This is a genomic window from uncultured Winogradskyella sp., from assembly GCF_947495255.1.
Lineage (GTDB): Bacteria > Bacteroidota > Bacteroidia > Flavobacteriales > Flavobacteriaceae > Winogradskyella.
Genome location: NZ_CANLYI010000014.1, coordinates 1 through 12,368 on the forward strand (window position 1 = coordinate 1; position 12,368 = coordinate 12,368).

A 12,368-nucleotide genomic window follows, 5' to 3' on the forward strand; every position below is an offset into this window, starting at 1 on the left:
CGTTTTTGCAAGACAGAAATAGGAAAATCAGAAGTGAAATTGTCAGCAGTTTGTTCATTTCGGGTATGTTGTACAACGTTGTTGTATATGGTTTGTTGCGTGTTTCAAGCAACTAATTAAGTAAATAATTACAGACCAAGAAAGTCCGCGAGGACTTTCGTAAGTAGGCAAGAAGCCAGCAATAAATTATATACGGTGTTGCCAGTAGTTTTTTATTCCAATATTAAATTTTCAATAAATTGGTTTCTCAAAAGTCTTTCTTTTCTATTGTTAACACCTTCTTTTGCGGCTAATTTATATTCCTCAGGTGTGTTCTCTTCAAATTCCAATAATTTTTCTTTTAAGAAACCTTTTGGAATGTTCTGAATCGCTTCCAGATTATTGTAAAAAACAATAACTAAAGTAAAAAAATTGGCTTTATTATACCAATAACTTGTTTTTTTGAATTTAATAGAATTATAAAGTTCCCCAACTTTATTTAGTTTTTCAACAATTTCACTCTTATTTTGGAAGTTATCTTTATATTCTTCTAAAATAGAATCTTTAATGTTTCTATTAAAAATCCCTCGTTCAGTTGTTCCTAAAATATTTAAAGCGAACATTAAATGTACTTTTCTGGAAATTTCATAAGGTGTGAATATTGGTCTTTCAATCATTAATTCTCTAAAATCTGAATAATTGGTGTTTTTTGCCCAATCCTTAAATTCTTTTGGAATATTACCGTTAGATGGATTTTTCACACCTGGTTCAAACCTAATTTCATTAGATAACAGTTTAGCAATTAGCATAAATTCAGAAGATGCGTATTCACTTGCTAATTTTTCGATTTTAGTTAAACTATAAAATGTTCTATTGAGTCTCTGAAAAATGTCGATAATTTGTGGGTCATCACTTTCCATATCTAATTCGATAATCGCAATCTCGTATTTCAAAAAACTTTCTCTATCTGCCATCGTCAGTTCATTATAGTAATGACCTTCAACTTTATATTCGTTATTGATATATTCAAGAATAGAATTCATTCTTTGTTGGCCATCTACAACAACAGAAGTTGTTGTTAGTTCTTCCGCATTTAATTCCCCTTTTGCTAAAAATATTTGAGGAAAAGGAAAGCCTAATAAGATTGTTTTTATAAAATCTATTTTGTGTATTGTTCTCCAAACAAGGTTTCTTTGAAATGGTGGTGATAAAATTAATTTACCTCTCTTTATTTCACTTATTAAATCTACTAATTGTCTTGCTCTAACTTGATATTTTATCATTATATTTTTTTGTAAAATTCTATATTATCAGCTTGTTTATATTCGAAAAATTTTTGACTTAAATAGATTCCGGCATTAATTGATCCGAATAATTCAAAATGTTTTCCTGAAAGTTTGTTAAAAAAATTAAACCACTTATTTTTTGTACTACAGGCTGGCATTAAATCTGGTCTAAAAATTCCTTTGTTAATATATGTTTTATATGAATCAAAATTACTTTTTCCATCTCTATTTCTCCCAAAAGAAGATAAATCTTTGAATCCTTTGGTTTCAATTAAAACAGTTTCTGTATAATTTATAAATAAATCTTTACTTACTATTGAAATATCTAAATCTGATTTGCCAGGTTCAAACTCTTTATTTTTATGGTAACTATATCCCGTTTTTGCTGACCCTACAATTTGAATTGCAGTTAGTGGGATTTTGAATTGATTTGCAATTGAATTAGTAATTTCAAACTGTAATTCTTCTTTACCAACAAAAACATTAGTAGGAAATGATAGATATATTTTCCTGGCTATAATTTCATTTCTAAGTTTTTTCTCAATACCAAGTTCTATTCCTTCCTCGTACATTCTGTTTTTTTTCAAATTACTGGCAACGTGTTTGTGTATGGTTAGTTGCGTGGTTAAGCAACTAATTTAGCAAACTTTTACGAACCTGTGAATATTCCGCAGGAATATTCGCAAGTAGGCAAGAACCTAGCAATTAATTATACACGGTGTTGCCAGTAGTTTTTATTCCACTTTAATTGTTTTCTCAAACGGAATGTCAAATTTTTGTTCTCTATGATAAAATCGTAAAATTCCGTTTATTTCATAAATTCCAGTTCTTAATGAATCTAATTCAATATCCGCAATAGAGTAATTCTCTTTTAGTTTAAAATCGACTTTCTCCTCTTTTCCATTGAACTTAATTTTATTAATTAAAATATGTCTATTTTCTTTTATGGGTTGTCCAAACCTAGAGGTCAAAGTAAGTTTAATTCCGTTGTCAGTTTTTTGTGAAATAATACTATCTACATCTACTTTATATAATCCGTCTACTGAATAAGTTTGTCTACTTGCATACTCGAAAACATAAGCCATTCCAATAACAAGTCTATTTTTTATATATTTTAGACTTAAATCATCAGAGTCGGATTTCGGTTGTTTAAATTCAGGTAATAAATAATCTTTTCTATTATCTACAAGTTTCGGAATCTCGCTAAGAATTTCATTTGATTCAGAAGTTATGCTTTTCAGATTACTTTCTTTATTCGCAATTGCACTATTTATTTTCGAAATTAGCAGTTCAAACTTTGAATCCAATTGATTTAATTTTTCAATTTTACGTCCAGGCGCTTCTTCGATTATCCGATAATAATCTCCTTTATTTTTATTTAAGGTTCTATTATTGAATTCATTATTTGCTTGTAAAAACAAGTTCATTTCTTTCATTTCCTCTTTTTGATTATTACAAGAGAAGAGTGTGAAAATGGCTAGAAAATAAACTAAAAATCGGTTTTTCATTTAATCAATAAATATCAATGTTCTCGGTTTTTTTTAATTACTGGCAACGGTTTTGTGTATGGTTAGTTGCGTGGTTTAGCAACTAAATTAGCAAACTTTTACGAACCCGTGAATATTCCGAAGGAATATTCGCAAGTAGGGAAGAACCTAGCAATTAATTATACACGGTGTTGTAAAACGTTTTTTTATTCAAATATCATTTTAGAACAATTAATAATTATAATAATTAATGTTATCACTAACATTGATACAAAATAGTTATTTGATGTATCTTTTTTATAATATTCAATTTTATTTTCTTTATTAAACAAAAGCCATCTGATATATGCTCCAGGATAATTTAGAATTAAACGCATTATTAGTCTAAGTATAATGTTCATATTTCAAATATTTGGATATTATACTTTTTTTTATTCAAATTCTAATTTTGTCCATAATCTGGATTTAACAACTTTCTTTTTAAATTTTGCTGGTCTAACTTTTATTTGTTCAGTTGCTTTTTTTATTATTTTATCAATTTCATTCGATTGTGGATATGACTTAATTTTTACGTCAATTATTTCCGCTTTTTCAGTTACTGTTAAATAAATATATACGTTCCCTTTAAATTCTGATTCAGAGTTCAATTGTTCACTTATTAATCCATTTAGATTTTTTTCCGCACAAGCAATTTGCTCTTTTTGCGAAATTCCACTTTCACAATCATTTTCAAATGGCAATTCTGTCAGAATTGCGTAATGATAAATTCCCTCCTTTTTCTGTTTGAAAGGTTTTAATTTATAGCCCTTTTCAGCCGAATCGTCTGCGTCTAAAAAATGTCCTTTCGGAATTTGTCCAATCGTAAACATTGGAATCAGAAGTAAAATTGTCAAAAATTCTAATTTGTATTTCTTCATTTTGTTGGTTTGGCAAATGTTTTACAACGTGATTGTGTATGGTTAGTTGCGTGGTTAAGCAACTAATTTAGCAAACTTTTACGAACCCGAGAAAATTCCGCAGGAATTTTCGCAAGTAAGCACGTAAAAAGCAATTAATTATACACGGTGTTACCAAACGGTTTTTAATCTCCAACGTAATCAGATTCTTTAATTTCTATTTTTCCAATTTGGTTGTCTTTTATTTTAATCGAATACCAAACTCTCCATTGATTGCCTGTATCAGGAACATTCAAGTCAGAAGTCAGATAAATAGTGTTTCCTAAAATGCTATCAATATCGGTTGAGAAAAGATTACATTCTGCATAAAATTCAGGAATCAGAGATTCTTTGAAATCAGTTCGGTCGATTTGTTTTTTGTCAACAATTGAGTCAGTCAAAAGTTTGAAATCAGTTACCATTTTGTGAGAATGGTCTAAATATGCTTGTTCTCCGTTTTGAGCTAAATTCCTAACAATAGAACTATCGTTTAAACTATAAGTTTTTAATTCAAGAGTGTGTTTTAATTCAGAAATTTTGAATTCTTTTTTTGTCGAAATAGTGTCAAGAATTAAAGCCCAATAATTATTAATTGTATCTTTTTTATTTTTTGATTGGTTAGATTCCAACTCTAATTTTTGTTCAGATTCCGTTTCTGCTGTTAATTCCGTTTTTGACTTAAATTCAGGTTGGTTTTTTTCGGATTTATTTCGGTCGCAACTTGATAAAAGAGAAAATATTAATAGTAAAATCAGAAGTTGTTTCATTGTTCGGGTTTCAACTGTTTGGTAACACTTATATATACGCAAGTGCTTCATCAAATGTAATAAAAATAATTTAATGCCGTATCATAGTAATAGTCTTTATTACAATGATTTATTATTGTACGTATTTTAAATATCACAACTAAAATTTACTATATTTACATCATAATTGATATTTAAAATGCGCATATTGTAAATGGATACTAACAACTATAAATTTTCGCCAGGCACTCATAGAGGTAAAAATGTTATTTGGGTTCATTTTCAATATAATCAAACCCTACTTAATCAATTTAGAGAACGTTATCCTTCTGCAAAATGGAGCCAAAGTAACAAATCTTGGTACCTTGCTGATCTAGCAACAGTCCGAAATTCTTTAACAATAGCTAAAAAAGACCCACATTTAAATCTGTTAAGTAAAATTGATGCTGAAAATAAGGAGGCTTTTCAAGAATATTATGATCAATTAAGACTAAAAGCCTACAGCCCTAATACAATTAGAATGTATTTGTCCGAATTTGGACATTTATTACTAATTCTAAAAGATCATCCTGTTGATGATTTAACACATCAACGTCTTAAAGACTATTTTTTGTATTGTGTTAAAGTATTAAATATGAGTGAACGAAAAATGAATGGTAAGATTAATGCTATTAAATTTTATTTCGAAAAAGTAAGACTACAACCTCAAATGTTTTTCAATATTCCCAGACCCAAAAAGCCATTAACATTACCCAAAATGTTGAGTAAAGCCGAAATAAAACGCCTCTTTAAAGTTGTAACCAATTCTAAACATCTACTTATTCTTAAACTATGCTATGGCATGGGATTGCGTGTTAGCGAAATTGTAAACTTAAAAATTTCTCATATAGATAGTCATAATATGGTTGTGCTCGTTTCTGGTGCAAAGGGTAAAAAAGACAGATATGTTAATTTGCCGCAAACTGTGTTAGAGCTGTTGCGTAATTACTACAAAGAACACAAACCAAAAGAATGGCTTTTCGAGGGTCAGTATGGAGGCGCTTATAGTCCTAGAAGCGTACAAGCTATTTTTAAACGCGCTATGTTAAAAGCAAATATTAATAAGAAAATTGGCGTTCATGGGTTGCGTCATAGTTATGCAACACATCTATTAGAAAGTGGAGCAGACCTTCGCTTTATTCAACAATTGTTAGGGCATTATAGTATTAAAACAACACAGATTTACACTCACGTGTCTAATTCCGCATTAACCAATCTAAAAAGTCCACTAGATACGCTTTAGTAAAAACTACTTCCATTTAATACCACAACCCATACTTGGTTTTTGATTAGGGTTTATAGTTTCATTTTGTAGTAAAGCATCCATAGCAGTTCTTATATCTTTTCCGGTAACTGGTATTCCGTTTCCAGGTCTAGAATCATCTAATTGACCAGTGTAAACCAATTTTAGTTCGGCATTAAACAAAAAGAAATCTGGCGTACAAGCAGCATCAAAAGCCTTAGCAACGTTTTGTGTATCATCATACAAATACGGAAAGATATAATCGTTATCAATAGCATTTTGCTTCATTAATTCCGGACCATCTTGAGGGTAATTTTCTGCGTCGTTGCTAGAAATAGCAATACAGTTGATGCCTTTAGAAACATAATCTTTAGCAAGTTGTGCTAATTCTGAATTAATATGAATTACAAAAGGACAATGATTACATATAAAGAAGATTAAAGTTCCGTTTACACCTTTTAGTTCATTAAGATATTTTTTAGTATTATCAACGGTATCAATGAGTCTGAAGTCTGGTGCTTTGGTACCTAAGGGTAACATGTTAGATTCTGTACGAGCCATTTTATAAATTATTATATTTGAGAATGGAAAAGATAATAACTTATGAAGACTTTACAAAGGTAGATTTGCGAATTGGGACAATTATTGAAGTTAATGATTTCCCAGAAGCACATCGTCCTGCTTATCAGCTTAAAATAGATTTTGGTGAATTAGGAATTAAGAAATCTTCAGCCCAAATTACAACACTTTATACAAAGCAAGATTTACTAAATAGGCAAATTGTAGCTGTCGTTAATTTTCCTGAAAAACAGATTGGTAAATTTATGAGCCAATGTCTTGTGGTTGGTGCAGTAAAAGAAAAGGATGTTTATTTATTGAAGCCAGAAAGTAACGTGAAGAATGGAGCAACTGTTTTATAATAGATAAGTGATATAATTTCTTAAACGAAAAAAACCGCTACATTAAGTAACGGTTTTTTTATATGTGTTTAGAATGTTTTCTAAATATCGTCAAAACTAATATCAGTAAAACTATCTGTGTTTGCAGTATCTTCTGTAGTTTTCGCTTCTTGAGCTACAAAATCATCTTCGCGTTTATAATCTTTTTGGTGACGTTCGCTAATAACTTCCTGACCTTTTTCATTAATGATATAATCAGTCATTTCAGATAAAATCTCTTTAAATTCAGTAAAATCTTCTTTATAAAGGTAGATTTTATGTTTTTTATAATGGAAAGAACCGTCGTCGTTAGTAAATTTTTTACTCTCAGTAACTGTTAAATAATAGTCACCAGCTTTAGTAGCTCTTACATCAAAGAAATAGGTTCTTCGTCCCGCACGCAATACTTTAGAATAAATTTCTTCTTTGTCCATCATTTCATAATCACTCATAACTCAATTGTAGTTTATAATTTCAATCCAAAAATCTAAAAAAAAAGTAAGCTAAGCAACAAATTATTACATTTCTTTTTCAGAGAGTTGCTTAGTGTATAATTCTTTGTAATAACCGTCAGTATTGATAAGGCTTTCATGATTTCCTGACTCAATAATTTTTCCATCATCTAAAACAATAATTTTATCAGCGTTTTTAGCCGAAGAAATTCTGTGACTCACAATAATCGTTGTTTTATCCTTGGTAAGCTTTACTAAGTTCTTTAAAATCTTTTCTTCAGTTTCCGTATCTACAGCAGATAAACAGTCGTCAAATAAAAGAATATCTGGCTTTTTAATAATCGCTCTAGCAATAGATACACGTTGCTTTTGTCCACCAGAGAGAGTAATACCTCGTTCCCCTAAAACAGTATCATAACCTTTACTAAAACCTATGATGTTTTTATGAACTCTGGCGTTTTTTGCAGCTTCTATAACTTCCGCTTCGGTAGCATCCTCTTTACCAAATTTAATGTTGTTTTTTATAGAATCTGAAAACAAAAAGGCATCTTGTGGCACATAACCAATGCTTTCTCTAAGGCTGAATAGATTGAGGTCTGTAATATTAGTATCATCAATTAATATCGTCCCTTTATCAATATCATATAAACGACCAATAAGGTCTAAAATGGTAGATTTACCTGAGCCTGTTTTTCCTAATATGGCTAAGGTTTGGCCAGATTTTAATGTGAAACTAACATCCTTCAAAGCTTCAATATTAGTATCAGGATATACAAACGACACGTGTTTAAACTCTATATCACCTTTAATAGGCGTAAGTTTATCTACCTTGTTTTTTATCTCTGGTTCTGTTTTTAAAAATTCATTAATACGTTCTTGCGAAGCTTCGGCTTGTTGCACAAGAGACGTTACCCAACCAACTGTAGCAACTGGCCAAGTTAGCATGTTTACGTATATAATAAATTCGGCAATAGTACCAATATGTTCTATTTCGCCATTCATATATTGCATGCCTCCAACATAGATAACAATTAGGTTACTCACGCCAATAAGTAAAATCATCATCGGAAAAAATAACGCTTGCACTTTAGTAAGGTTAATTTGTTTCTGACGATTTTCTGCTGAAAGATTTTCGAACTCCATATTAGTTCTTGGTTCAATACCATAAGATTTTATAACAGAAATACCACTAAATGTTTCTTGAGAATATGTTGAGAGTGTAGAAAGCGATTGCTGTACAATAGTACTACGCTTATTAATTAAACGACTCAATTTATAGATAGCAACTGATAGAATCGGTAAGGGTAACAATGTATATAAGGTTAATGTTGGTGAACGATCAATCATATATATTAAAGCTACGGCAAATAAGGTAATTGTATTTATGGTGTACATTAAAGCTGGTCCAACATACATTCTAACCTTACCAACATCCTCACTAATTCGGTTCATTAAATCACCAGTTCGGTTTGCTTTATAAAAACTTAGCGATAAGACTTGATAATGCTTATAAATTTCGTTTTTTAGGTCATATTCAATATAACGAGATACATTAATGATGGTCTGACGCATTAAAAATGTGAAAATTCCGGCAATTATGGCAGCTCCTGCAATATATATAACATTAGTTGTGAGTTCGCTTTTAAAAACTTCTTTTGCAATATTTCCATCTAAATAATCAGAGACAACGTTAATTGATGCACCAACTAAACGTGGCGTAAACAGTGCAAATATCTTAGATATAATGGTGATGAGTACACCAATAATTAAGCGATATTTATATTTTAAAAAGTATTTATTGAGGTGTTTTAGTGCTTTCATGTTGTATTTCGTAGGTCAAAAGTATTACGATAATCGTATTTATTAGTTAATATTTTGCTAATCCTCTATTTATAATTTATTTTTGCTAGCTGTTTTTAGAAAATCTATAAACACCCTAAAATCTAAAGGTAAAATGACTTCAGAAATTATAAATTCAAAAGACTTAAATAAAGTGGATCCCGTTTTTGGTCAACACTCTTTTGACAATCATGAGCAAATTGTTTTTTGCAATGACAAAGATACTGGTTTAAAAGCGATAATTGGTATTCATAACACAGTTTTAGGACCAGCTTTAGGTGGTACCAGAATGTGGAATTATGCCAACGAGTGGGAAGCACTAAATGATGTTTTACGTTTGTCTCGTGGAATGACATTTAAGTCTGCCATTACAGGTTTAAATCTTGGTGGAGGTAAAGCCGTTATTATTGGTGATGCTAAAACACAGAAAACACCTGAGTTAATGAGACGTTTTGGCGAATTTGTACACTCGTTAAGTGGTCGTTACATCACAGCTGAAGATGTTGGGATGACAACAGAAGATATGGATACAGTAAGAGAAGTAACACCTTATGTAACTGGTATCTCAGAAAGTAAAGGTGGTGCTGGTAACCCGTCGCCAATTACAGCATATGGTGTTTTTATGGGAATGAAAGCAGCTGCAAAGTTTCAATACGGGTCAGATATTTTAGAAGATAAAAATGTGTTTGTTCAAGGTATTGGTAATGTAGGTGAAGGTCTTGTTGAGCATTTAATGAATGAAGGCGCTAACGTAACCATTACAGATATCAACCAAGAACGCTTAGAAGAAGTACGTTCTAAATATGGTGCTTCTATTTATAGAGGTAACGATATTTACAGTGAAGAAATGGATATTTATGCACCTTGTGCATTAGGAGCAACCATTAATGACGATACAGTTTATAAACTAAAAGCTAAGATTGTTGCAGGTGCTGCAAATAATCAGTTAGCAGAAGAAGCAAAACACGGACTAATTTTAAAAGACCGTGGTATTGTTTATGCACCAGATTTTTTAATTAATGCAGGCGGAATCATTAACGTTTATGCCGAATTAGAGAATTACGGAAGACAAGAAATTATGCGTAAAACAGAGAATATTTATAATACTACGCTCGAAATTTTAGATAACGCTAAAGTTTACAATCTTACAACGCATAATGCTGCGATGAATATTGCTAAACAGCGTATTGAAACAAGAAAGCAAGAAAATTTAAAATAGTCGCATTTTAATTCTGAAATAAAAATTAAATAATAGTACTTTTGCAAGGTGAATCTCTATAGGTTCACCTTTTTTAATAACCAAAATTAAAGTGAGTTCTTACACATGCTAAACAGAAGACACATCAGAATAAAAGTTATGCAATCCATGTATGCTTTTAAAGGTACCGAAAGTGATGATTTATTAAAAGAACAACGGTTCTTAACTCATAGTTTAGATAACATGTACGACTTATACTTGTCGGTTTTAGCATTACTCACAGAACTTCATAAAAAGAGCAAAGATTATAACGAGAAAATTCAGAATAAAATCGTTAAATCTGAAGCAGATAAAAACCTAAGCCTAAAGTTTCAAGAAAATCAATTATTGCATCTTATTAGCAGTAATACTTTATTACAAGAGGCAGTCTCTAGTAGTAAGTTGAATTTTTGGCATTTAGATTTCGAATATGTAGATATCATTTTTAAAGAAATTATAAAAAGTGATTTATATAAATTCTATACTGCAGAAACGGAAACAAGTTTCAAAAAAGACAAACATTTTATAATAGACGTCTTTACTGAAATTATTGCACCTAACGAAAAGCTTTATGAGTTTTTTGAAGATAAGAAGTTAACTTGGATAGATGATTTGCCAGTTGTAAACACAGCAATTCTTAGAATTTTAAGAAAGCTGAAGTTAACGTCTCCAGAAACAGCATTGTTGCCAGATTTGTATAAGGATGAAGAAGATTTAGAATTTGCTAAAGACTTGTTGCAAAAAACATTTCTTAATAATTCTAAATTTGCGGAAGAAATCTCAACAAAAACAACCAATTGGGATAGCGAACGATTGGCAAGTATAGATGGTGTGCTTTTAAGAATGGCTTTATGCGAATTTCAGAAGTTTCCATCCATTCCTCATAAAGTAACAATTAATGAGTATTTAGAAATAGCCAAAGAATATTCTACACCAAAAAGTAGTTTATTTATTAATGGTATTTTAGATAAAATTGTAAAGGAATATCAAGCTGAAAACATTCATCTCAAGACAGGAAGAGGTTTAATGTAACCTAATTTTGCTTTAAATCGAAGTAAAATAAGTGGTAGCTAAATAACTTGAAATAACTTTTTAGACATCATAATTAATGAAATTTGAATATTTCTTGGTTAAAAACACATAATAAGTAAGTTATTTCAGTCAGAACAATGTTAACGAGTTCTTAAATATTTTAAATCAATAAAATAATTATTAACTTCGCTTGCTCAAAATAAATCTTAATTAAAATAAAAAAATAATGAAAAAAGTAATTCTAGGTCTTAGTGCGTTATGTATGGTTGCGTTTACGTCTTGTAAAGAAGATGCAGCTAGCAAAATTAAAACTGAAAATATCGCAGTTGCAGCAGAAAGAGATGCAAATGCAGGTGATTTTCCAGTAATAGCTTTAGATAAAAAAGAGCACGACTTTGGTACTATTGAAAACGGTACACCTGTAGAAACAACTTTTAAATATCAAAACACTGGTAATTCTATGTTAGTTGTAAGTAACATTAAATCTACATGTGGTTGTACAGTACCTTCTAACTGGACAAAAGAAGTTGCACCAGGAGAGACAGGTGAATTTTCTGTAAAGTTTAACGGAAAAGGAAACGGAAAAGTTACTAAATCTATTACTATGACAACTAACACTGAAAGCGGTAAAGAAATGGTAAAGATTTCTGCACAAATAAAGCAAGATCCAAATGCACCAGTTAAAGCTACTGCTGCTTCAGCTCAAAAAGCAGGTAAAGCAACAATCAATCCTTTGTCTGTAGATAATGGAGCTGCTGCACCAAGAAAGTCTAGTACTCAACCAGGTCACGAAGGACATAACCACGATTAATCAATTACTTATAATAACTAAATGGAATCATTAGGATCATTTTTACCGTTTATCGCCATTTTTGCTGTGATGTATTTCTTTATGATTGCACCACAAATGAAACGCTCTAAACAAGAGAAAAAGTTTGCTGCGGAATTAAAACGTGGTGATCGTGTCGTTACAAAAAGTGGAATGCACGGAAAAATTTCTGAGTTAAATGAAAAAGATAACTCGTGCGTGATTGAAACGTTAGCCGGAAAAATTAAATTTGACCGTTCTGCAATTTCAATGGAAATGAGTAATAAATTAAATGCACCAGCTACTAAAAAGTAAGTTGAAGCATATTAACTTATATAAAAAGACTG

14 protein-coding genes are annotated in these 12,368 nt (G+C 30.6%); 6 read left to right on the forward strand and 8 right to left on the reverse strand.

The window, feature by feature from the left end; translation table 11 throughout:
- Window positions 1-212: 212 nt before the first annotated feature.
- The 5 genes from Q0807_RS18130 to Q0807_RS18150 form a co-directional block, all read right to left on the reverse strand.
- Entirely contained in the window at window positions 213-1,262 is a 1,050-nt protein-coding gene (locus Q0807_RS18130; RefSeq protein ID WP_299112565.1) for a DUF262 domain-containing protein, read from the reverse strand.
- Window positions 1,262-1,837, reverse strand: a complete 576-nt coding sequence (locus Q0807_RS18135) for a hypothetical protein (protein WP_299112568.1) — start codon at window positions 1,835-1,837, stop codon at window positions 1,262-1,264. The genes Q0807_RS18130 and Q0807_RS18135 overlap by 1 nt, the downstream gene beginning before the upstream one ends.
- A 162-nt stretch (window positions 1,838-1,999) precedes the next feature.
- On the reverse strand, window positions 2,000-2,701 hold the full coding sequence (locus Q0807_RS18140) for a hypothetical protein (RefSeq protein WP_299112572.1): 702 nt from the start codon (window positions 2,699-2,701) through the stop codon (window positions 2,000-2,002).
- Between the two features lie 482 nt (window positions 2,702-3,183).
- Window positions 3,184-3,669, reverse strand: coding sequence for a hypothetical protein (locus tag Q0807_RS18145; protein ID WP_299112575.1), 486 nt, complete (start codon window positions 3,667-3,669; stop codon window positions 3,184-3,186).
- A gap of 164 nt (window positions 3,670-3,833) precedes the next feature.
- On the reverse strand, window positions 3,834-4,454 hold the full coding sequence (locus Q0807_RS18150) for a hypothetical protein (protein ID WP_299112578.1): 621 nt from the start codon (window positions 4,452-4,454) through the stop codon (window positions 3,834-3,836).
- A gap of 193 nt (window positions 4,455-4,647) precedes the next feature.
- Here Q0807_RS18150 and xerA point away from each other — a divergent pair, with 193 nt between their 5' ends.
- Complete coding sequence (xerA, locus tag Q0807_RS18155; protein WP_299112581.1) at window positions 4,648-5,715, forward strand: site-specific tyrosine recombinase/integron integrase; 1,068 nt, start codon at window positions 4,648-4,650, stop codon at window positions 5,713-5,715.
- A 6-nt stretch (window positions 5,716-5,721) separates the two neighbouring features.
- Here xerA and Q0807_RS18160 read toward each other — a convergent pair whose 3' ends face one another.
- A complete protein-coding gene (locus Q0807_RS18160) occupies window positions 5,722-6,276 on the reverse strand; it encodes a thioredoxin family protein (RefSeq protein ID WP_299112583.1) in 555 nt (184 codons plus the stop codon).
- Between the two features lie 23 nt (window positions 6,277-6,299).
- Here Q0807_RS18160 and Q0807_RS18165 point away from each other — a divergent pair, with 23 nt between their 5' ends.
- The gene (locus Q0807_RS18165; protein ID WP_299112585.1) at window positions 6,300-6,635 is read left to right on the forward strand and encodes a tRNA-binding protein; all 336 of its coding nucleotides are present in this window, start codon (window positions 6,300-6,302) and stop codon (window positions 6,633-6,635) included.
- An 80-nt stretch (window positions 6,636-6,715) separates the two neighbouring features.
- Here Q0807_RS18165 and Q0807_RS18170 read toward each other — a convergent pair whose 3' ends face one another.
- A complete protein-coding gene (locus tag Q0807_RS18170; protein ID WP_299112589.1) occupies window positions 6,716-7,105 on the reverse strand; it encodes a PUR family DNA/RNA-binding protein in 390 nt (129 codons plus the stop codon).
- Between the two features lie 66 nt (window positions 7,106-7,171).
- Window positions 7,172-8,926 (reverse strand): ABC transporter ATP-binding protein, encoded by a 1,755-nt coding sequence (locus tag Q0807_RS18175; RefSeq protein ID WP_299112591.1) that lies wholly within the window; start codon window positions 8,924-8,926, stop codon window positions 7,172-7,174.
- Window positions 8,927-9,059: 133 nt separating this feature from the next.
- On the opposite strand from Q0807_RS18175, the gene Q0807_RS18180 reads away from it, so the two are divergent.
- From Q0807_RS18180 to yajC, 4 genes are all read left to right on the forward strand, one after another.
- Window positions 9,060-10,163 carry a Glu/Leu/Phe/Val dehydrogenase gene (locus tag Q0807_RS18180; protein ID WP_299112593.1) on the forward strand — a complete coding sequence of 368 codons (1,104 nt, stop codon included), beginning with the start codon at window positions 9,060-9,062 and terminating at the stop codon, window positions 10,161-10,163.
- A 105-nt stretch (window positions 10,164-10,268) separates the two neighbouring features.
- Window positions 10,269-11,213 (forward strand): transcription antitermination factor NusB, encoded by a 945-nt coding sequence (gene nusB, locus Q0807_RS18185; protein WP_299112595.1) that lies wholly within the window; start codon window positions 10,269-10,271, stop codon window positions 11,211-11,213.
- A gap of 226 nt (window positions 11,214-11,439) precedes the next feature.
- Entirely contained in the window at window positions 11,440-12,024 is a 585-nt protein-coding gene (locus Q0807_RS18190; protein ID WP_299112598.1) for a DUF1573 domain-containing protein, read from the forward strand.
- Window positions 12,025-12,045: 21 nt separating this feature from the next.
- A complete protein-coding gene (gene yajC, locus Q0807_RS18195; protein ID WP_299112600.1) occupies window positions 12,046-12,336 on the forward strand; it encodes a preprotein translocase subunit YajC in 291 nt (96 codons plus the stop codon).
- Window positions 12,337-12,368: the final 32 nt, after the last annotated feature.